Here is a 19348-nt window from a genome sequence, read left to right on the forward strand (position 1 = left end):
GGCAGTTTCATGCGACCCGTTCTAGCCAAGCAGCTGCCCGATAGTGGCCACCATGGCCACTGTAGTTGCCAGACCGGTCAACCCCAGCAGGGCAAACACACCATCCTTGCTGATCAGCGATATGGACAGCAACGCGACGACGGCCGCCAACAGCGACGACGTCATGGGCACCAGTTCAAGAAACGGCATCGCGGCACCGCACAGTAAGCAGATTGTGTAAAGCAGATAGGAAAAAGGCGGGGTCGCCAGCACCGCCAGCCGACGCGTGGTGACGTCCTGCACCCATTTTAATGGCCCCTCAAGGCGGGACAATGCTGTGTCAAGTTTGCGGCGCGGCAAATGGCGACGCAGGATGAAGGCGGGCAACCAAAGCCTTTCGCGCCCCATTAACAATTGTGCCGATACCATCGCAATCAGCATTCCACTGATCGACGACAACCCCGGCACGCCACTGAGCGGCGTGACAATGACAAGGCTGACAAAAAGCAGGATCGGCGTGAACGATGCCACGCCCAAGTGATCAATCATTGCTTCGATCGACGTTTCCTTCTGATCTCGTATCTCATGGATGGTCTCCACGATATCGGCGATCTGGTTGTCCGGGTCTTTATCCTGGTTGCCGGTCATTGCGGCACCCCATCGCATTCTGTCCGTGCCAGACGCGTGGCGAACCCAGCACCGATAGCCGCCATCACCGCGCACAGCAAAAGCGCGTGCGCTGCACCAGCAAAATGGGCCACGCCCCCCAGCCCCAGACCTGCCAGAAGGACGATGCCAATCACGGTATTGCTCAGGGCGGTGTATCGCAGACGCATATCGTTCTGTGTCATATCGGTCAGGAAAATGCTTCGGCCCGACCGCACACCTTGATAAGCGACCTGCGCCACGAACATCAGACTCGTCGCATACCACATGTTCAACGCCCCGCTGCCCCACAGGACCACACCCGCCGTCAATGCGTAAACACCCGATGCGATCAGGCCTGCCAAAATCAACGACAAACGGCTGGATTTATCAGACAGGCGACCCCAGAGAAACGCAGATGCTGACGCCGCCAAGGCTGACGCCACCACCATTGGACCCAGTCGTGTCAGGCTGCTTTCAGACGCACCCACCGTCACCATGACAATGAACGGCGGCGCGAAGGCCGTCGCGGTCAGAAAACTGCGGGCAAGAATAAAGAACTGAAAGGAACGATCTGTGAAAAGCGGCTGAAAGAACTCCGACCAGGCTTGCGCGTTTTCCTTGGCGTCTGTTGTCGCATCTTCTTGAAGCTGCATGAACATCAAAGCTGCGGCGATGAATAGAAGCCCGGCCAGAAACACAAAGCCCGCGACAGCTTCGACCGAAACGCCGCCAAACACCCCAAACGACATCGACGCCCCATAGGCAAACCCGAAAGTCGCCGCGATACTTCCCGCAGCACCAATCACAGCACCACGCTTCCCTTGCGGAACGGACCGTGCCAACGCATCCTTATATGTTGTCGACGCAACCGAGCGACTGATGGCGAGCACCGCCACAGCCGCCAAAATCAACCATCCTGCCCATGCGCCCTCCAACTTGAGGGCGACCATCGCGATCCCGACCGCCATTACGCCCTGCACGGCCGCCCCGATGGCCCAAAATCGTTTTCGGATGGACTGCGTCTGCACCCATCGGGCCACCCATAACTGCGGCAGCAATGCCCCGGCTTCGCGCACCGGAACAAGTGCGCCGATCAGAAACACCGGCGCGCCGATAGCACCCATAAGCCAGCTTAGCACCAGCTTGGGATCAATCAGGGCATCTGCGGTCTTGGACGCACTGAGGGACAGGACATGAACCAACCCGTTTCCGTTGTGGCATTGATCAGTTCGGCCCCCTGCTCCCGCAGTACCTATAGACTGGCCCCTCATCTTCCGAAGGGAATTGGCAATCATCAAGTGTGTCTCGGACATGCGCGCCCCGCCTGGCGTGGGAGTTACCATCGGGCCATGCGGGGCGCGTTTCTCCATCCGGTCAACCTAGCTGGCCGCGCGGCGGAACAGCGTGATCACAAACAGGATCAGGAAAACGAAGAACAGGATTTTGGCAATACCCGCAGCCGTACCGGCAATGCCGCCAAAACCAAGGAACGCGGCAATCAGCGCGACGACGAGAAACGTGATGGACCAACCAAGCATGGTATGTCTCCTTTGTTGCTTTCACTTGAAAGAAGAACGTGTGGAAGCTTGTTTGGTTCCCGATTAATCCTTTCGGAGCCCGAGTTTGGGTAAGACGCCCTTACTGCGTTGCCCCAAATTCCGGTGTCGAAACGATTTTGATATCGGCATTGATCAACGCATCTCGCCCGCGCGCGGTCAGGTCAGTTGTAAAGTTGAACTGGTCCCGCAATTCGAACGGATAGGCTTTCAGCCGCACGCGCGTGGCATAAACCTCGTTGTGCATGATCACCTTCACGGGCCGCGCCCAATCAAGATAGGGGCTGGTGTGCGCCACATCCGTCAGAATGTCGATAATTCCAGCCGTGGGCTTGTCGGGTGCGACCATAAATTCAGCGATACACATCAGGGTTTTCGCCCCGTCATTGGCGTTAGAGATATTTTCAGACCAAATGCGGGAATGCGGAATGGTGACAACGTCGTCGTCGGCGGTGCGAATTTTGACGGACCGCGTGTGGATATCAATCACTTCGCCGTAATCATCACCGATGCGAATCCAGTCACCCGAGCGATAAGGACGTTCGAAAATAGCAACGATGCCCGCCACCGCGCTGGTGGCCCAATCCTTGATGGCAAACCCCAGCGCCACACCGACGGTGCCCAACACCAGCACGAAATTCTTCAGCGTGACATTGAAAACCATCGGAATGATCAAGACCACCGCGACGACGAACAAAGTAAGCCGCGCCAGCGGGATCAGGTTCAGGGCCGGCAGACGGAACCGTGCGGGCAAATGCTCGGCCACACGCGGCACGACAAAGCGCAACAGCTGGTAAAGCAGCGAAGTTAGCACAATGACCAGCCCGATCTGCACGAAGGTCCAACTGGACACTTCGTTGAACAATTTGGTCAGATCATAATTCTCGGAATTCATCGCGACATCCTATATCTGATCAAGTGGCAGGCCGGCTTCGGACACGATACGGCGCACATGCGGATAAGCGGCTTGCCGAATTGACAGCTTCCCCGCGTCGTCATCAACCAGACCAAGCCGTCCCAACGCTGCTGCAAGCCCGACGGGCAATGTCATCGGAAGCACGGTGGCCAAGTCTTTTGCGACAAGTGGGCCATGGATCAGCAACGCATGTAACATGAAATGGCCGATGCGCTCGATCCGCGCGGGCAGTTGCGGCAAGGCTGGATCCTGCAACCAGGTGGTCGTGTTACCTGGATTGCGGTCATCTTCGCCACCTTCCCCGCCTGCTTCCGCTTCCCTGTTCACCGCGGCATCCAACAGTCTGATCGCAGCCCAAGGGCAGCCATAGGCCCGCGCGGCAAGGGTTTTAAGATACGGATCCTTGATTTCGCCGTCGCCCCCTTCGGGCAAAATCTCATCGCCAGATTCGGTGGATTTGAACACCTCGTCGCCCATGTAGGCGCGGATAAGTTCCGCCAGGGCTTTGTCTTTGAACGGCGCAAAACAACGCGCATCTGACACGACAGCCTCGATGGCGGAGGTCTGCGCGAGATAGGTCCAGGTCCAGCTCGACACCCCCAACAGCACGTTGCGCGACGCGCCATCAAGCTCGGCCAAATAGGACCGCATCGCCGCGCGCCCTTCCAGCGTACGCCGGACCAGAGATGAAATGTCGGGGACGATCAAAGCACCTTTCCCTGCTGGCACCGCAGCCGCATCGACCAGATCCAGCCCGCGATCAGCCGCCCAATCGGCAAGAAAACCTTGTGGCACGCTGGGCATCGTCACAAAGGCGCAAACGGAATGTGGCCCGTCAGTGCGCCGTGTCCAATCCAAATAGACGCTGTCCAAACGGTCGAACTGATGCACGCGCAATGCGGCCCATAACTCATCGGGGACCACTGATCCTGACACCCGCTCCAGATCATCTGGGAGCAATTCGGCTTTCCGCTCATCCAGCACCCGCAACTTTTCCCACATCCGCCGATAACCATCCTTCAACGAACTGGTCGCTGGCGCGCGCGGCCAATCATACCCGCGAACGGGCACAAGGTCTGTGGGAAACGAGGATGATGTCATTCGGCTACCTGTGAGACTGGCAAAGGGACACTGCTGATCAGTGTGCGATATGAACCGGGAAATGCAAAGGTGTTCCTAAACCTGTCTGGCGTCATTACGGATTGTAGAGCGGCACGGTCGAGATCGACATTTTCGCCGATCCGCTTTCCACCTCGCGGGCGTGAGCGATGTAGATCAACACCTGATTGGCCTCGTCGAAGATGCGTTTTACCCGCAGGCTTTTCAGGATGATCGACATGCGCTGGCTGAACACGTCCTCGCCTTCGTCACTGCGATCAATGTCACCGATCACGATTGGGCCGGTCTGACGGCAAGATATTGCACTGTTTGACGGGTCCTCGAACCAATTTCCGTTGGACAGTCGATCGACCAACCCACGTTCAAAATAGGCGACATGACAAGTTACACCCTCAACTTCAGGGTCTCTGATCGCTTCAATAATGATATCGTTGCCCAGCCAGTCGACATCGACGTTGCCCACCTGTTCGGCGCGCGCGGGAGCGAGGCTTGTCAGGAATAGGCAGGATAGAACGTATTTGAATGATTTCATAATCTTGGCCACTTTCCTTGATGTATATCATTCGACGCAGTTCGGAGGAGTCCACCTCAACAGCGACCCGGACCTTACGTCGTTGCCCTCACAAACAACAAAAAAAGACATCGCCCTTTGGAACCATTCGGGTCATCCTGCGTTTTCAATCGAAGGTAACTTTGGGACACGCCATGGGGAAGAACATTTTTCGAGTTATGGCCTTTGCCCTGTTGCTGGCCACATCATTGCCCGTCGGGACAGCGCTGGCCCAATCCAGCAACGACGGGATAGATGTCGGGGTCGAAACCGAAATCGTTGATACGGATCAGACCATCTCTGTCACCGAAAGCGTGCGGGATGACCAGATTGCCACCCGCATTCAGGCCATCCTGAAGGCAACCGGGTGGTATGAAGGGGTTCAGGTCGACGTGCAGGATGGGATTGTCTTTCTGGATGGTACAGCGGCATCGTCCAAGCGGCAGGACTGGGCGCGCGATCTTGCGGCGAAAACCGATGGCGTGGTTGCGGTCGTCAATCGGCTGACCGTAGCGCAAGATGCCGACTTCTCGATTGATCCGGCAATTTCAGAGCTGCGCAGCCTTTGGGATAAAACGGTCGCAGCCGCCCCACTGATCCTGTTGGCGCTTCTGATCCTGCCCTTGGCGCTGTTCCTATCAGCAGGTGTTGCGCGACTGGCCCGGTGGGCATTGAAAGAACGGCTGGGGTCCCCTTTCCTGCGCGACGTGACCGCGCGGTTCATCGCTTTGCCGGTGTTTCTTGTGGGGCTGTATATCGTGCTACAGATCGCCGGGCTGACGCAGCTTGCGATTTCGGTCCTTGGCGGTGCCGGCGTGATCGGGATCGTCATCGGTTTTGCATTTCGCGACATTGCCGAAAATTTTCTGGCCAGCCTTCTGCTCAGCCTGCGCCAACCCTTCCGACGCGGCGACTTTGTCGATGTGGCCGGGCACCAAGGCGTCGTGCATAGTATGAACACCCGTAGCACGGTTCTGGTTTCACCCGAAGGAAACCACATTCAGATCCCCAACGCCGCCGTTTTCAAGGCGACAATCGAAAACTTCTCGGCCAGCCCCAGCCGCCGCGGTTCGTTCGAGGTGGGCATTGGCTATGACGCTTCGATCAGCGATGTCCAGAAGATCATTCTGCGAGTGCTGTCAGAACATGACGCGATTTCGACCGACCCGGAGCCGATGGTTCTGGCCGATACGCTGGGCGCGTCCACGGTAATCATAAAGATCTACTATTGGTTTGACGGGGAAGCCATTTCACCTCTGAAACTGAAATCGGTCCTTATCCGGCGCGTGATGAAGGCCCTGATCGACGCTGGCATCAGTATGCCCGATGAAGCCCGAGAGATCATCTTCCCGGAGGGCATTCCGCTGGCATCTGCGTCAACCCCCGACACCGACAAGCCGAACATCGCCTCGAAACCAGAGCCCAAACGCGAACCTGAACGCACGGTGATGGACGAAGATCTGTCGAACGAGGTGGACAACCTGGAACCGCAGATGCAGGTGCAGGTCGAAGGCGACAAAGACAGCAACCTATTGGACAGCTAACACATGACCGAAGAAGAAATCCAAGAAGAACAGGCCATCGAGGATGCCAGCAAGCTGACGGCCAAAACTGTTTACGAGGTGATCCGGCGCGACGGAGAAGAAGAACTGGACCGCAGCAATGGATCGCTGTTCTGGTCTGGCGTGTCCGCCGGGATCGTCATCAGTTTTTCTGTTTTGGGCGAGGCGGTTTTGCGGACCTATCTGCCCGACACAACTTACAGCTATCTGATCGAGAACCTTGGCTACTCTCTGGGATTCGTGATGGTGATCATCGGGCGGATGCAATTGTTCACGGAAAACACCATTACGACGGTTCTGCCCTTTCTGCACAGCCCCAGTTGGTCCGTGTTCAACCGCATCATTGTTTTGTGGTCGATCGTTCTGTTTGCCAACACCGTTGGTGCCTTTGCAATCGCAACATTCTACGCTTACAGTGGCGCCGTCTCAGCCGAGATCCTGCCTGCAATCGAACAGCTTTCACGCCACGCCACCGGTATGCCGGCCGCCGAAAGTTTTGCCCGGGCAATTCCGGCAGGGATTCTAGTGGCCGCTATCGTCTGGATGTTGCCCGAGGCTGGCGCATCCTCGGTGTCGATCATCGTTCTGTTCACGTGGTTGATCGCGGCGGGGGATTTCACCCACATCGTCGCCGGTTCGGTGGAAATGGCGTATCTGATCGTTACCGGCGGGCTCGAACTGCGACAGGCCGTGTTTGGCTTCTTCTTGCCGGTCTTGGCGGGCAATGTGGTGGGGGGCACCGCTATCTTCGCGATGCTGGCATGGGGTCAGGTTCATCGTGAAATCGACTGACTTGGACTGACTTGGACTGACAAAATCATCGACGCGATCATGCCACCACAGGGTGGCAGTCAAAAACCATCGCATCGACATGGAAAGGCGGACAGATGAACAACATGACCATGAGCCTGGGCGGAGCAATCGTCTTAGCCCTTGATATATATGCCATATACAGTATCCTGAGCTCTCGTTCGTCGTCGCTTTCCAAGGTGCTTTGGACGGTCATTATCCTGTTGCTGCCGATCCTTGGCTTCCTCGTCTGGTTGCTGTTTGGCCCTCGCAGCGTGGATTAACGCACCTGGCCGATTGGATTTTCGCAAATAGGTGTTTCACCATTTTAGGATGCAGGCAAAGCGATGGTGCTGAACAAGGATTACGACCCCAACCACGATTTCGTCATCGGCAATGAAACCGCCGCCCGCAGACTGGTCTGGTTTGTCGACTTTACCGACAAACCCACACGGCGCCTTCGGGACATCATTCTGCGGCTGGCCGACCGATTGTCCCCTGATCAGGTCACGGTTGCCGTCCGCTTCACCTACCCTGAAGGGGACAAGCGGGCCGACATTGCAGCGCGGGCTGCCATCGCTGCCGGGCAACAGGACCGATTCTTCGACATGGTCACTGCGTTGTTTGAAGCGCCTCCGAAATACACACGCGCGTCCGTCGGAAAACTGGCCGACAAACTGGGGTTGGACCTGGCCCGGTTCGAGGCTGACCTTGATGCACCAGACGTCGCCGAACGCATCCAACATGACCGCAACTCGTTGTCGAAAGAGGTTCCACCCTCGGCGCCCTATCTGTTTATCGACGGAACCCTGTATCAAGGTGTTTGGGACGAAGTAGCCCTGCTGGAAGCGATCGAGCGTCCGCTGGGTGTCCGGCTTGAGGTTGCTGCATTTCGTTTTATTGATTGGGCCGCGTCCGCCGGGATGACGTTGATCGTCGCGACGGTCGCAGCGTTGCTTTTCGTCAACGTCGGATTCTTTGACTTTTTCGATGCGCTCAGAAACACCACGATCGGCCTGTTTGCGGGAAGTTGGCGGTTGGAACTCAGCTTGTTGAGTTGGATCAATGACGCGCTGATGGCGTTGTTTTTCCTGTTGGTCGGGATCGAAATCAAGCACGAGTTTGTTGAAGGCGAGCTGTCAAACCGTTCGGCGGCTGCAATGCCCATCATTGCCGCATTGGGCGGCATGGTGGTGCCTGCCGGGATATATGCCGCGTTGAATTGGGGCACCCCAGAGGTACGTGGCTGGGGGGTCCCGATGGCAACTGACATCGCATTTACTCTTGGTATATTGGCCCTGCTGGGCAACCGGGTGCCAACATCGCTGAAAATATTTGTGTCGGCACTTGCCATCGTAGATGACCTTGGCGCAATCCTGGTGATCGCTGCCTTCTATGGACACGGCTTCCAACTTGCAGCATTCATCGCGGCATGTGTCATCTTCGCTGCAATGATGGCGATGAACATCGGCAAGATCTATTGGCGTGCACCTTATCTGATCCTTGGCGTTGTTCTGTGGTATTTCATCCATGAAAGCGGTCTGCATGCAACACTGGCCGGTGTGCTGACGGCCGTTGCCTTGCCCAGTCGCGCAAAAGCCAACCGGGCCGCGGTGGCAGCGCAGACCGCAAAGCTGTTCGAACGTGACAAACAGATCGGATCGGAAAACATCGTCGCCGCCCCGACTTTCATGCAATTGCAGACGATTATGGACCGGCTTGGTGCGCCAGGCGTTCATGTGCGCCATGCACTGGAGAACTGGATCAATTTCCTTGTCCTGCCGCTGTTTGCGTTCTTCAACACCGGGCTTTTGATCACTGCCAGCAGCGTGAATTTCACGGCTCCCGAAAGTCTTGGTGCGATCCTCGGACTGGTTGTGGGCAAACCGTTGGGTATCTTCCTGTTCGTCTATGTCGCCGCAAAACTCGGCATCGGTCGCCTGTCGTCGGAAATCAACATGGCACAAGTTCTGGGCGCCGGTTGTCTGGCCGGGGTTGGCTTTACCATGTCGATTTTCATCGCAAATTCGGCCTTCGCGGGATCCCAACTGGAATCGGTCAAACTTGCGGTCCTGCTGGCCTCGTTGATTGCAGCGGTGCTGGGCAGCGTCATCCTGATCTATGCCCACCGCGCGGTACAGAAATCCTCAGGAAACGAGCCGGCCGGGGCCGAAGCGCCCTGACCCGGTGGCCGCCCGCGAACCGCTATGTCAGCGTTTCGGTCGAGGAAAAGAACATCGCCTGTGAAATGGCGGACAACACTTGCTCGGCCCGGAACGGTTTGGTGATCAGGAACGCAGGTTCGGGCCGCTCTCCGGTCAGCAGCCGTTCCGGAAACGCGGTGATGAAGATCACTGGAACATCTCCGTGTGCAGCAAGCAAGTCGTTCACAGCATCAATGCCCGAACTTTCGTCGGCCAGCTGAATATCCGCAAGGATCAGATCAGGGCGCCCGTCTGTGCCGATCTCGACCGCTTCATCGCGTGTTTGCGCCACACCAAAGACACGGTGACCAGCGTCGGACACGATCCCTTCAAGGTCCATCGAGATGATAGGTTCGTCCTCGATAATCATCACGGCACCACGTGCGGCCTTGGCCAGCTCGGTCTGGCCGATGCGGATCAAAGCCTCGGCTTCAGCGGGTTCAACGCCAATGATCCTGGCGACATCCTCCGCCGAGAAATCTTCCAACGCGTTCAGCAACACGGCCTCGCGGGAATTTTCGGTCAGCTTTGCCAGACGTTTCTGGGCTTGCGCAGCTGCACCGCGATCCGCATCAGAAACGGGCGCACCCGAGCTTTGCCAGATGGCGTGAAACAGCCGATACAGCGCCACCCGCGTGTCCTTTTGATCCGGGATGGTATCCGGGTCTGCAATCATCGCCTCCAGGACGGCAGCCGCGTAAGCGTCGCCTGTCGGTTGGCTGCCGGTCAATGCACGGGCATAGCGGCGCAGATAAGGAATATGTGTCGCGATGTGATCCATTTGTTCACCTTTGCCTGTCTTTTCGAACTTTATTTCCCCGGATCGGGAACCCGTTGGTGTTTTGATCGTTGTGCCTATGTTAAGCCGGTATAAACCGAGATAACAGAGTGAAAACAATGTCCGCTGACAACGCCAACAAAAAACGATCACAGGATCTGATCGACGAGAACCTCAAGAAGGCGTTCAGCGAAACGCTGGACGAAGGCGTGCCGGATCGGTTCAGGGATTTGCTGGCGAAGTTAAAGGAAACAGCCCCCGATAGATCCTCGGAGGAGTCAGAGAAATGACATCCCCTGATCCCCGTGATGCTGTGCTGGAGCATATTCCCGCATTGCGCGCTTTTGCCCGCAGCCTGACCAAAGATGCCGTCCGCGCGGACGACCTTGTTCAGGAATGCCTGGTCAAAGCTATCGGCAATTTCGACAAGTTCAGAACCGGCACCAACCTGCGGGCCTGGATGTTTACCATCCTGCGCAACACGTTCTATTCGGAACGCCGAAAAGCGGTGCGCGAAGCTGAAGACCCGGAAGGCGAAATTGTCGGCGCCCTGTCAGTGAAGCCCGATCACGACGGCCACATGCAGATGACCGAGTTCAAGGCAGCGTTTCAACAACTGAAAGCCGAGCATCGTGAAGCGCTGACACTGATCGGCGCGTTGGGCCTGTCGTATGAAGAAGCGGCCGATGCCTGCGAAGTCGCCATCGGGACAATGAAGTCGCGCACCAATCGCGCCCGAAAAGAGCTGGCCCGGCTTATGGATCTGGATGACGACAAACCAACGGAGCTGACTGACAGCCAAACCCTTTCAATCGTCAATCAATCAGGACACATGTGACCCGCGACCGCAGCATCTTGCTAAGCTCACTTCAAAGCCGCTTCGTTGCGGTTTATCTGATCGTCATGGCACCGATTGCGGTGCTGGCCAGCTACTATCAATATACCATCCAGTCAGACCGCCACCAAGCGCGCGAGATTGCCGCGCTCGATGCTGTGGAAAGCGCCTTTGCGCCCGTGACGTCGACCCTGATTCAGGCCGATCTTCTTCTTGACCTTCTCAGCGAATTGACCAGTCGCGGTCTGCCCGGTGGTGGCGAGTGCGACAGGGTGATCGACGCCATCCTACAGGCAAATTTTCCGATCGAGGCTGTGGGGATTTATAACATGGACGGGCAACCGCTGTGTGCACAAGCCATGCAGCGGTCTGGTGTAGCGACGGATGTTGCGTCACCTCCGGTTGCACAATCCCCACGGGTCACGATGACCGACAGCGATATTCTTGCCACAAATATGGTTGCGGACCACATCGTTGCCATCAGGGCCAAGATTCCGAAAGTGGACCTGCCCGATGTGGCGACGGGGTACATGTTCGTCAGCAGAACCCCGGATACTGCAATGGGGTCTGACCGGGCCGTGTATCAGGACCTTGGCAACCTTCTTGCCCCCAATGCCCGCGACATCTTGAGCGGCAGATCAGACCGCGATGTGGCCGTTCTTCCGGTCTCTGCCTTCGATCTGCGTTTGATTGCCACGCTGGCCCCAGGTGTTGCTGCGCCGCCGTTCTGGCTAACCGTCGTCTATGCAGGCTTTGTCCCACTGTTGTTTCTTACTCTCAGCCTGTTGTTGGCCGATCTGCTGATCCGCAAAATGGCATTGAACGACATCACGCGTCTGACCCGCGATATGCGTGCCTTCCGGCAAGATCGCAATCTTCCAAAGGTTGGGCTTAGTCGCTGGGCCACGGACGAAACGACAGCCATGCAGGCCGAGTTTTCTGTATTATCAGATCAACTGCTGCACGAAGAGGCGGAAGCGCAGAACCGGCTACACAATGCCAACACCCTTCAGCGCGAGATTTTTCATCGCGTCGGAAACAACCTTCAAATCATCCAGTCGATCTTGCGCCTTTACGAAAGTGACGCCAACACACCAGAAGAACGACAACTGGTTCACCGGTTGGCGGCCCGTATCCGCGTGATAAATCTTGTGCACAACGCCATGCACCGTTCGGTCGACGCACCTGTATTGCCGGTTGGTCAGGTTGTCAGCAAACTGATCCAGGGCATGCGACACGAAGGCATTGTCTCTGCCAACATCGAATTCGAAGAAACTTACCAAAACGTCGAGCTTCGCCTCAACCGTGCCTATGCGCTGTGCTATCTGCTCGTCGAGAAGCTGACGCGCCTGTCGCGTTCCGGTGCCCGGCACATTCAGATCAGCCTTCTTGAAGACGGCGACCAGGCCAATCTGTCGATTTCAGCGGATGTTGGGCATTTGGCGCAACCCGATCCCGTCAGCGCAAGGCTGCGCCAAGTCTATACCCACGATCTTCATGCAATCGCGCAGTGGCATGAAGACACCAACAGTGTGACCTACAAGGCGGTTATGCCGCGGCAGGTGAAATAGGCGGCTCTGTCATCTGGTGCAAGATTCATGCAAGATATCGGAACCAATCCATCCGTGCCGCGTTGACCTGTCAGAAACCGCAACACGCAAGGAGGCACCTCATGAATTGGGACGAAATCCAAGGTAAGTGGAAGCAGATCAAAGGCCAGTTGAAAGAACAGTGGGGCGAATTGACCGACGACGAAATCGACCAGATCGACGGCAATCGCGAACAGCTTGAGGGCAAGCTGCAAGAAAAATACGGCAAGACCAAAGAAGAAGCCCGCGACGAGGTCAACAAGTGGTTGGCGGACTGACCCCTTCCGCGATATCACCGCATATCAATGCTTAAGCTAAGGGCGCGGTTCAGGCCGCGCCCTTTTCAATTGTTGCACGACCAGTAAGGACATTTCGATGATCGACTATGAAACATTTGTTGTTCGCAGCCTGGTCGCGATGGGGCTGGGTCTGGTCGTGGGTCTGGATCGCGAGTTCAAACACAAACCGTTGGGTATGCGCGCCTATATGCTGGTCAGTCTTGGTGCGGCAGCGGTCTGCATGGTATCGCTGAACATCGCCTCGGAAGCAGACGCGAAGGGCGTCGCCTTCGACCTGTCACGCGTGGTCAGCGGGATCGTCGGCGGCATCGGTTTTCTGGGCGCTGGCGCGATCATGTCCAACAGGAGCAACGGAAAATTGCGTGGTGTGGGAAGCGGGTCGCTGATCTGGGTGGTCGGCATCATCGGTCTTGCCGTCGGATTTGGATTTGTGATCGAAGCCGCGACTGTCACCCTGCTGTCCTTTCTGATCCTGACGATGGTTGGATTGCTGCGCAGCCGGTTTGACCTGCAAAACACAGAGGACAGCTGACTGCGGAACAATTTGGCCCGTCGTGCGTTGAATATATACAAACGCCAACGACAAGCCGCATCGACCAGCGCCGTTGGCGACAACGCAAAGGACTGAGACATGGCCAAGATTAAACCGTCATACAAACCTCTCGACCTGAAAGGGTCCGAGCAACATCATGATCTGAAGGATCAGCCTGGTGAAAAAGGCGACAAGGATCATCAGAACAAGTCCGCAACATCATCTGAAGACCCTGAAACCGCTGACGACGACAAGCACCCCGAGACAACGAGCAGCGGCGCACTGCACCAGAGTATTGAAGAAGATAAAGACTGAAATTCCCTCGTTGATCACCATAACCACCACACAAAGGCCCGTGTCATCTTCGCGGGCCTTTTTTTGAAGTATGTGTAGACAACTTGCGCTCAGCTGTCAGGGTCGTCGCCGCGCAGATAGTTGCCCCCGGCGCCCTCACCGCCAAGAAACAAGCCAACCGAGCGGGTCGACGACGTCTGATCAAGGATCACCTTCACCGTGATCAGGATCGGCACCGCGATGACCATCCCGACCACCGACCAGATCCACGCGAAAAACGCCACTGCCACAAACACGACGGTCGGGTTGAGTTTAAGTCGATTTGAAATCACATGGGGCGTAACAAATTGTCCTTCGATCGACGTCAACGCCATATAGGTTGCAAAGATCAGGATGGCCGTCCACGCGTCATCGTAGACATTGAAACCCACGATTGATGCAAGAAGCGCACCAAACACCGCGCCGATATAGGGTATGAAGTTCAGTGAGAACGCGATGACTGCGAACATGATGGGGTTTGGCAGCCCCCAGGCCGCCATCGCGGCACCGATGACTATGCCAAGGCAAAGATTGATCAGGGTGATGCCGCCCAGATACTGGCCCAGCTTTTGCTCGACCTGTTGAACCATCGCGACCGCCGCACGTTTATCTGAGAACCGGGGCAGGCTTTCCACCAGTTTACGCACGAAGGATGACCCCGATGAAATCAGGAAGAACATCAACACAATGGTCAGGACAATCTGCCCCAACACCACCGGGGCGGAAGCGATCAACGAGCTGACAAAGTTCGTGCTTTCGACCACTTTCACCGCCATTGCCGGTTCGTCCTTTGCGCTGGCAACGGCGTCCTCGGCTGCTTTCGCGGCTTCGCCCAGTTTATCCAACGTCTCAGCCGCCGCACTCGGCATTCGACGCAGATCGTTAATCATGTTTGGCAAGTCTTCTGCCAACTGCGCAATCGGGTGGCTGAAGTTCCAGGCCGCAAAGGTCAGCCCCGCGCCTGCCACTGCGCAGATCAAAAAAGCTGTGATGGCGCTGGGGATACCCAGTTTGGACATGCTGCGTTCAACCGGGCGCATGATCAGAAATCCCAGTATGGCGGCCACAATCGGGATCAGGAAATCGCTGGCCCAGTCAAGAACGAACAGCGCAAGGCTCAGAAAGATGCCAATCTGCGCCCAGTTCGGTTTTTGTCTCACCTCATTCCCCTTCACTGTCCGCGCGCGTCTGGCCAAGTGTATCGGCCATCACCGCGCCGCGCTCGCCCATCGGCTTGTCCGGCCCCGTCGTGGTGTCGACGCGAGTCTGGTGTTCCATCTCAGCGTTCACCTTACCACCGACCAGCACAACCATCGCGGAAATCCACAACCACATCAGCAAAATGATCACCCCGGCGATTGCGCCGAAGCTTTCGTTGTAGCTGGCGAAATTCGAGACGTAGACCGTGAACGCAAAGGACGCGGCCATCCAGCACAGGCAGGCAAGCACAGCACCCGGAGAGATCCACGTCCAGCGCGCGTCCTTGCGGCTGGGTCCGAAGCGATAGAGCACTGAAATACCCGCGATCGTCATTAGGATCAGTAAACCCCATGTGCCGATCCGGGTTGCCAGATCGGCGATCGGATCAAGTGACAGAAACCCAAGCAACAAAGGCAGCGCAACGATCACCATGATCGCCAGCAGGATGCCCAGCATCAACAAGGCTGTCAGCGCCAGAAAGGTTGCGTTTCTTTTGAAGAAACCCCGCTTCTCATCCTCGGCATAAACAATATTCAACCCGTCACACAGGGTCGCCACCCCGCGCGAACTGGACCAAAGCGCAAGCCCCACACTGAGGATCAAGGTCAGTTCCAACCCGTCTGCCTGCGCAACCGAAGTCGCCTGATCGCGAATGATCGACAAGGCATCGGCCGGGACCACCCCTTGGAAACGATCCATCTGAGAAACGATCAGGCCGGGGTCCAGAACCAGACCACCGACGGCCAGAAGCGCCGTGATGGCCGGAAACAGGGCAAGAATCCCGAAGAACGCCACACCGGCCGCAATCAGGTTGATGCGATCGCGACCGAAACGACGCGCGATCCGCGCCGCAATATCAAGCCATCCCTGACCAGGGATGTCGGTTGGGGTTCGTGCGTCGCGACCTCGAGCCATCTATTGTCTCCTGATATCAGCTGTCGGGGATGCCCTGCGCGGCGGTGTTCTGCACGGCGCGGGCGCGGGCAAGCTCTTCTTCAAAGACGCGGTCGGCCTCGGAAAACGCGTCACTATCGTCTGCGACTGCGTTGTCATCAGTCTGGGCCGAATGGCGCATATAGAGAGCACCAGCAACAGCTGCACCCAAAGCAAGGGCGATGCCGCCAACAACCAACGGGTTGTCCTTCGCAAAATCGGCACCGGCTTGGCTGGCATACCGCATTTTGCGACCGGATGCTTGCGCGACCTCCAAAGCCTTCTCGCGCGCGGCAATAACGCGTGCGCGTGCCTCGGCGGACAGTTCTTCGGTGCCTTCAGCAATGCGGCTGCGCATGTCATTTGCCTGTTGGCGAATATCCGACAACTGGTCTTGTGCCGCGCCCAGTGCGTCACTGGCGCGATCATGCACCCGTTCCAACATTTCGGGCGGGCGCTTGGTCGAATGCGTCGCCACCATGACAGGCGTGTCGCGATCAGGGTCGCCCTCGGCTGGCTTGGGGCCATTATAGGCACCCATTGATCGACGCATAACCGGTTCGGGATCTGACGATCTTGCCCCTGCTCCGGACAAAAGCCAGCTGACACCAGCGCCCACGGCTGCGACTGCCAGTGGATGCGACTGCGCGTTCCGACCAAAGCGCTCCAGCAGTTTCTGGACGACATCGCCGCTTGCGGCACGCAGGTGCTGTCCTGCTTCTGCGGTCAGCGCTTCGACGGAAACATGGTCGTTCAGCGCCGACAGCTTTTGCTCCAACTCAGCGCGTTCGGCTTCAATTCCATCTTGAATGTGGTCGATGTCATTTTTCATGTGCGGCCTCCTTCAAAGCGTTTGCGTCTCGTCGAATGCGGGCAGCTGTGCGCGACGGTGCGCGGCTGGCCATCTTCAAATCGCTTTGCGCTTTCAGAACCATGATCAGCGCGATCACGGCAAAGAAGCTGGCCACGATCAGCGTGGCCCAAACGACCGAAATGCCCGCAGAGGTCAAAGCAGCAACAAGCGTGCCAGCAATCAAGTTCAATGCGATCATCGCCAGGATCGCCGCACCGACCAACAGGCCGATGGCCACCCCTGCGCGGTTGATGTTTTCGCCAAGCTCGGCCTTGGCCAGCGCTATCTCTTTCTGGATCAGACCTGAACTGAGACGCAGAACATCCGAGATCAGCGACAAAGTTGATTGTTCGGATCTCATGACTTGTCTCCTGGTTTGGTCATCATGCGCGCAATCGCGAACCCGACCAACGCAGCCCCGCCGGCAAACAACAGCGGGTTTCGTTTCGCAAAATCTGATACATCGCGCGACAGCTGACCCAGATCCTTGTCGCGGATTGCGTCCGAGGCATCCGCCAAACTGGCAGCCAATTGCCCGAAGCTGCGTTCCTGAAACGAGCCGTCGCGCAAGGACGCGGCGGCTCCACGCAAAGTGTCAGACGCGCGCGATGCGCTGTTTGCAACCGTGTTGGCTGTGGCTTCGGCGGTATCGCGGGCCGAACTTGCGATATCCTCGGCACCCGATTTCAGACCCTCGACCGAGGTTTTGACCGCAGATGTCGTATCGTCCACGGCCTTGTCGATCTTTTTGGCAGCTTGCTTTTTCTTCGTGGTCGATTTGGCAGGTGTGGTTGATTTGGCCATCCTCTCCTCCTTCTTTGCTTGTGTGATAGGGGCTTCCATCCCGTTTGGAACGCGCCGCGTTCGGCCCCGAAGGCGCCTGTCAGATACGAGGGGACGGAAGACAAACGCTGCTTAGGCGCCTTTCGGACCTGCAACGAACCAGATGATAAAGCCGATCAGTGGCAGGACCAAAATCAACAGAATCCAAAGCACCTTGTTCAATGCGGGCACGCCTGATTGCAGCACCGATACAATTGCCCAGATGTCGAGGATCAAAATAATCAGGCCACCTATACCAGACACGAAATCCATTCTGCTTTCCTTTCATTTCCATGCAGCCTGAAAGGCTGCTTTCGCCAAACCAACGCCTGGCTGACCGATTGGTTCCCAAAACAGATTTCGGTGTGTTCAGGACTGTGCTTCCAGATCGGCACATATGATCTTCGCAACCTCGTCAAGCGGATGATTTGTCAGCGTTTTCGGCACCTCGGCGATCACGCGTCTGCGGACCTCTTGATGGATTTCATCACGCAAAACCGCCAATATGTCCGGTGCTGCACATATGACCAGATGCGAAAACTGGTCCTTATGGGCCTTGCGATATAGATGTTCGGCGAGATCCTGAGCGAAGCGTTCTTTGCCCAGTTGGTGCCAATCGGTGTCTTCATAGGCCGATTTTCCCTGATTGGCGCTTTGGTGCACCCGCCCGCGCCGATTGGCGGCCTGTTCACGGATCGCTGGATTGTCCTGTTCTTCCTTCCGCAGCACCTGCAATTTAGGGTGCAGCGCGCTGCCTTCATTGACAAGAAACAGCGCTTTCTCGCCATCCGCGATCAAGACCCAGGTTCCTTTTTGCAGTTTCCTCATGGGGCTTTCCTTTTCTGGTCAAAGATACGTTGATTTAGGCGCGATGCGTCAGAGCGGCCACTGTGCTCGAATAACGCTGCGCGGGTCTAATCCTCAAGGCTGTCCTCGCGCTTGTCGTTGATCAGTTCGCGTTCTTTTTTCTTGCGCGCTTCAAACTTGGCGCCAAACCCTTCGATCTCTTCTTGATCTATGGTTTCCTTTGCGCGTTCAAAAACTTCGTTTTCTTCTTCATCCATGTGGTGCTCATAGTCGTGCGCCAGTTGGTCGAATTTCTTCATCCACAGATCCGACGTCAGTGTCATGGCGTTGATTTCTTCCATCATATCGTCAAGCTGCTGATGCTCGTGCACCGAATGTCGGGCTGCATCCTGTCCCCAAGTTTTTGAAATCAGTTTCGAATAAAAGGTTTCTTCTTCCGCAGCTGCGTGGCTTTTCACATCTTCATAGAAGACGCGCCAAAGCCTGCCTCGGTCTTGTGCGCTGCTCTGCTTGATCTTGTTCAGCAGCTCGCGGTGATTGTCGTGATCGTTCTCGATGGCATCATAAATATTACGCATTTTCAGATAGTTCCTTTGATCGTCGTTCGATTAAGGTCAAGAAAGTGGAGTTAGCCGGCAATCTAGAAAACGCTTCTCTGCATCACGACGGACAAGCACTCACAGGGTCCGCATGATACGCTGGATTCTGATGCTGGGCCGTCGTGGCATCCAGCCGCGACAAGCCGTCCGAGATTGCGCAAATCGTTTCGGCACGCGCCTGTACGGGGCGATTATCCATGTGTGACAGCAATCTTTGGTAAATCTCCAAAGCTTTTGTCAGGCTTTGCTCAGGGTGCAGAGCATCTTGATGTCTGCCCGCCTGCCCTTTCGATGGGGAATGAAGTGTTCTCATGTCCACCTTCCATGTATTGTCAACATAGTGCCGCGCCACACGCGCCTGATTTCAAAACGTCACTACACCGTCATTGGTTCCAAACTTTTTGAACAAAATGCCGCGCGGGTTTGGTGTCAGATGGCTTGAACG

The 19348-nt window shown here is 56.6% G+C and carries 25 protein-coding genes; 10 read left to right on the forward strand and 15 right to left on the reverse strand.

Translation table 11 applies throughout. The annotated features are described in order from the left end of the window. Positions 1-21: 21 nt before the first annotated feature. The 6 genes from BMY55_RS11530 to BMY55_RS11555 all read right to left on the reverse strand — a co-directional run bounded on the left by BMY55_RS11530 (position 22) and on the right by BMY55_RS11555 (position 4750). Positions 22-627, reverse strand: coding sequence for an exopolysaccharide biosynthesis protein (locus BMY55_RS11530; RefSeq protein WP_177179334.1), 606 nt, complete (start codon positions 625-627; stop codon positions 22-24). Next, positions 624-1829 (reverse strand): hypothetical protein, encoded by a 1206-nt coding sequence (locus BMY55_RS11535; protein ID WP_091430780.1) that lies wholly within the window; start codon positions 1827-1829, stop codon positions 624-626. Before BMY55_RS11535 ends, BMY55_RS11530 begins: the two co-directional genes overlap by 4 nt. Before the next feature lie 177 nt (positions 1830-2006). Beyond that, on the reverse strand, positions 2007-2165 hold the full coding sequence (locus tag BMY55_RS11540) for a DUF1328 domain-containing protein (RefSeq protein ID WP_091430782.1): 159 nt from the start codon (positions 2163-2165) through the stop codon (positions 2007-2009). A gap of 100 nt (positions 2166-2265) precedes the next feature. After that, on the reverse strand, positions 2266-3078 hold the full coding sequence (locus BMY55_RS11545) for a mechanosensitive ion channel family protein (protein ID WP_091430783.1): 813 nt from the start codon (positions 3076-3078) through the stop codon (positions 2266-2268). Between the two features lie 9 nt (positions 3079-3087). Beyond that, the gene (locus BMY55_RS11550; protein ID WP_091430785.1) at positions 3088-4200 is read right to left on the reverse strand and encodes a hypothetical protein; all 1113 of its coding nucleotides are present in this window, start codon (positions 4198-4200) and stop codon (positions 3088-3090) included. Positions 4201-4294: 94 nt separating this feature from the next. Continuing rightward, positions 4295-4750 (reverse strand): CreA family protein, encoded by a 456-nt coding sequence (locus BMY55_RS11555; protein ID WP_091430787.1) that lies wholly within the window; start codon positions 4748-4750, stop codon positions 4295-4297. A 173-nt stretch (positions 4751-4923) separates the two neighbouring features. Between BMY55_RS11555 and BMY55_RS11560 the strand changes: the two genes are divergently transcribed. From BMY55_RS11560 to nhaA, 4 genes are all read left to right on the forward strand, one after another. Beyond that, entirely contained in the window at positions 4924-6312 is a 1389-nt protein-coding gene (locus BMY55_RS11560; RefSeq protein WP_245744727.1) for a mechanosensitive ion channel family protein, read from the forward strand. 3 nt (positions 6313-6315) lie between these two features. Continuing rightward, on the forward strand, positions 6316-7122 hold the full coding sequence (locus BMY55_RS11565; protein ID WP_091430792.1) for a formate/nitrite transporter family protein: 807 nt from the start codon (positions 6316-6318) through the stop codon (positions 7120-7122). 95 nt (positions 7123-7217) lie between these two features. Continuing rightward, positions 7218-7403 carry a PLDc N-terminal domain-containing protein gene (locus BMY55_RS11570; RefSeq protein ID WP_407639032.1) on the forward strand — a complete coding sequence of 62 codons (186 nt, stop codon included), beginning with the start codon at positions 7218-7220 and terminating at the stop codon, positions 7401-7403. A gap of 63 nt (positions 7404-7466) precedes the next feature. Further along, on the forward strand, positions 7467-9302 hold the full coding sequence (gene nhaA / locus BMY55_RS11575) for a Na+/H+ antiporter NhaA (protein WP_091430794.1): 1836 nt from the start codon (positions 7467-7469) through the stop codon (positions 9300-9302). A 22-nt stretch (positions 9303-9324) separates the two neighbouring features. Here nhaA and BMY55_RS11580 read toward each other — a convergent pair whose 3' ends face one another. After that, positions 9325-10104: a response regulator gene (locus BMY55_RS11580; protein WP_091430796.1), complete on the reverse strand. Its 780-nt coding sequence runs from the start codon at positions 10102-10104 to the stop codon at positions 9325-9327. Positions 10105-10220: 116 nt separating this feature from the next. Here BMY55_RS11580 and BMY55_RS16790 point away from each other — a divergent pair, with 116 nt between their 5' ends. From BMY55_RS16790 to BMY55_RS11605, 6 genes are all read left to right on the forward strand, one after another. Further along, entirely contained in the window at positions 10221-10391 is a 171-nt protein-coding gene (locus tag BMY55_RS16790) for a NepR family anti-sigma factor (protein WP_143064332.1), read from the forward strand. Next, positions 10388-10939 (forward strand): RNA polymerase sigma factor, encoded by a 552-nt coding sequence (locus tag BMY55_RS11585; protein ID WP_091430799.1) that lies wholly within the window; start codon positions 10388-10390, stop codon positions 10937-10939. The genes BMY55_RS16790 and BMY55_RS11585 overlap by 4 nt, the downstream gene beginning before the upstream one ends. After that, positions 10936-12507 (forward strand): histidine kinase dimerization/phosphoacceptor domain -containing protein, encoded by a 1572-nt coding sequence (locus tag BMY55_RS11590; RefSeq protein WP_091430801.1) that lies wholly within the window; start codon positions 10936-10938, stop codon positions 12505-12507. Before BMY55_RS11585 ends, BMY55_RS11590 begins: the two co-directional genes overlap by 4 nt. Before the next feature lie 101 nt (positions 12508-12608). Beyond that, entirely contained in the window at positions 12609-12803 is a 195-nt protein-coding gene (locus tag BMY55_RS11595) for a CsbD family protein (RefSeq protein ID WP_091430803.1), read from the forward strand. Positions 12804-12900: 97 nt separating this feature from the next. Continuing rightward, positions 12901-13356: an MgtC/SapB family protein gene (locus BMY55_RS11600; RefSeq protein ID WP_091430804.1), complete on the forward strand. Its 456-nt coding sequence runs from the start codon at positions 12901-12903 to the stop codon at positions 13354-13356. 99 nt (positions 13357-13455) lie between these two features. Beyond that, entirely contained in the window at positions 13456-13671 is a 216-nt protein-coding gene (locus BMY55_RS11605) for a hypothetical protein (protein WP_091430806.1), read from the forward strand. Positions 13672-13760: 89 nt separating this feature from the next. Here BMY55_RS11605 and BMY55_RS11610 read toward each other — a convergent pair whose 3' ends face one another. From BMY55_RS11610 to BMY55_RS11645, 8 genes are all read right to left on the reverse strand, one after another. Beyond that, a complete protein-coding gene (locus tag BMY55_RS11610) occupies positions 13761-14849 on the reverse strand; it encodes an AI-2E family transporter (protein WP_177179335.1) in 1089 nt (362 codons plus the stop codon). A 1-nt stretch (position 14850) separates the two neighbouring features. Beyond that, on the reverse strand, positions 14851-15804 hold the full coding sequence (locus tag BMY55_RS11615; RefSeq protein ID WP_091430810.1) for a YihY/virulence factor BrkB family protein: 954 nt from the start codon (positions 15802-15804) through the stop codon (positions 14851-14853). Between the two features lie 16 nt (positions 15805-15820). Further along, the gene (locus BMY55_RS11620; RefSeq protein WP_091430812.1) at positions 15821-16654 is read right to left on the reverse strand and encodes a DUF3618 domain-containing protein; all 834 of its coding nucleotides are present in this window, start codon (positions 16652-16654) and stop codon (positions 15821-15823) included. Next, complete coding sequence (locus tag BMY55_RS11625; protein WP_091430814.1) at positions 16644-17036, reverse strand: phage holin family protein; 393 nt, start codon at positions 17034-17036, stop codon at positions 16644-16646. Before BMY55_RS11625 ends, BMY55_RS11620 begins: the two co-directional genes overlap by 11 nt. Further along, a complete protein-coding gene (locus tag BMY55_RS11630; protein WP_091430815.1) occupies positions 17033-17479 on the reverse strand; it encodes a hypothetical protein in 447 nt (148 codons plus the stop codon). Before BMY55_RS11630 ends, BMY55_RS11625 begins: the two co-directional genes overlap by 4 nt. 111 nt (positions 17480-17590) lie before the next feature. Further along, positions 17591-17770, reverse strand: coding sequence for a PLDc N-terminal domain-containing protein (locus tag BMY55_RS11635; RefSeq protein WP_091430816.1), 180 nt, complete (start codon positions 17768-17770; stop codon positions 17591-17593). A 96-nt stretch (positions 17771-17866) separates the two neighbouring features. Beyond that, positions 17867-18325, reverse strand: a complete 459-nt coding sequence (locus BMY55_RS11640; RefSeq protein WP_091430817.1) for a host attachment family protein — start codon at positions 18323-18325, stop codon at positions 17867-17869. An 86-nt stretch (positions 18326-18411) separates the two neighbouring features. Further along, positions 18412-18882, reverse strand: coding sequence for a hemerythrin domain-containing protein (locus tag BMY55_RS11645; protein WP_091430819.1), 471 nt, complete (start codon positions 18880-18882; stop codon positions 18412-18414). Positions 18883-19348: the final 466 nt, after the last annotated feature.

The sequence above is a fragment of the Aliiroseovarius sediminilitoris genome, assembly GCF_900109955.1.
GTDB classification, from domain to species: Bacteria; Pseudomonadota; Alphaproteobacteria; order Rhodobacterales; family Rhodobacteraceae; genus Aliiroseovarius; species Aliiroseovarius sediminilitoris.

Coding starts and splice junctions, on each gene's coding strand:
- BMY55_RS11530 (WP_177179334.1), bottom strand. CDS start 627: ATGACCGGCAACCAGGATAAAGACCCGGACAACCAGATCGCCGATATC.
- BMY55_RS11540 (WP_091430782.1), bottom strand. CDS start 2,165: ATGCTTGGTTGGTCCATCACGTTTCTCGTCGTCGCGCTGATTGCCGCG.
- BMY55_RS11545 (WP_091430783.1), bottom strand. CDS start 3,078: ATGAATTCCGAGAATTATGATCTGACCAAATTGTTCAACGAAGTGTCC.
- BMY55_RS11550 (WP_091430785.1), bottom strand. CDS start 4,200: ATGACATCATCCTCGTTTCCCACAGACCTTGTGCCCGTTCGCGGGTAT.
- BMY55_RS11555 (WP_091430787.1), bottom strand. CDS start 4,750: ATGAAATCATTCAAATACGTTCTATCCTGCCTATTCCTGACAAGCCTC.
- BMY55_RS11560 (WP_245744727.1), top strand. CDS start 4,924: ATGGGGAAGAACATTTTTCGAGTTATGGCCTTTGCCCTGTTGCTGGCC.
- BMY55_RS11565 (WP_091430792.1), top strand. CDS start 6,316: ATGACCGAAGAAGAAATCCAAGAAGAACAGGCCATCGAGGATGCCAGC.
- BMY55_RS11570 (WP_407639032.1), top strand. CDS start 7,218: ATGAACAACATGACCATGAGCCTGGGCGGAGCAATCGTCTTAGCCCTT.
- nhaA (WP_091430794.1), top strand. CDS start 7,467: ATGGTGCTGAACAAGGATTACGACCCCAACCACGATTTCGTCATCGGC.
- BMY55_RS11580 (WP_091430796.1), bottom strand. CDS start 10,104: ATGGATCACATCGCGACACATATTCCTTATCTGCGCCGCTATGCCCGT.
- BMY55_RS16790 (WP_143064332.1), top strand. CDS start 10,221: ATGTCCGCTGACAACGCCAACAAAAAACGATCACAGGATCTGATCGAC.
- BMY55_RS11585 (WP_091430799.1), top strand. CDS start 10,388: ATGACATCCCCTGATCCCCGTGATGCTGTGCTGGAGCATATTCCCGCA.
- BMY55_RS11595 (WP_091430803.1), top strand. CDS start 12,609: ATGAATTGGGACGAAATCCAAGGTAAGTGGAAGCAGATCAAAGGCCAG.
- BMY55_RS11600 (WP_091430804.1), top strand. CDS start 12,901: ATGATCGACTATGAAACATTTGTTGTTCGCAGCCTGGTCGCGATGGGG.
- BMY55_RS11605 (WP_091430806.1), top strand. CDS start 13,456: ATGGCCAAGATTAAACCGTCATACAAACCTCTCGACCTGAAAGGGTCC.
- BMY55_RS11615 (WP_091430810.1), bottom strand. CDS start 15,804: ATGGCTCGAGGTCGCGACGCACGAACCCCAACCGACATCCCTGGTCAG.
- BMY55_RS11620 (WP_091430812.1), bottom strand. CDS start 16,654: ATGAAAAATGACATCGACCACATTCAAGATGGAATTGAAGCCGAACGC.
- BMY55_RS11625 (WP_091430814.1), bottom strand. CDS start 17,036: ATGAGATCCGAACAATCAACTTTGTCGCTGATCTCGGATGTTCTGCGT.
- BMY55_RS11630 (WP_091430815.1), bottom strand. CDS start 17,479: ATGGCCAAATCAACCACACCTGCCAAATCGACCACGAAGAAAAAGCAA.
- BMY55_RS11635 (WP_091430816.1), bottom strand. CDS start 17,770: ATGGATTTCGTGTCTGGTATAGGTGGCCTGATTATTTTGATCCTCGAC.
- BMY55_RS11640 (WP_091430817.1), bottom strand. CDS start 18,325: ATGAGGAAACTGCAAAAAGGAACCTGGGTCTTGATCGCGGATGGCGAG.
- BMY55_RS11645 (WP_091430819.1), bottom strand. CDS start 18,882: ATGCGTAATATTTATGATGCCATCGAGAACGATCACGACAATCACCGC.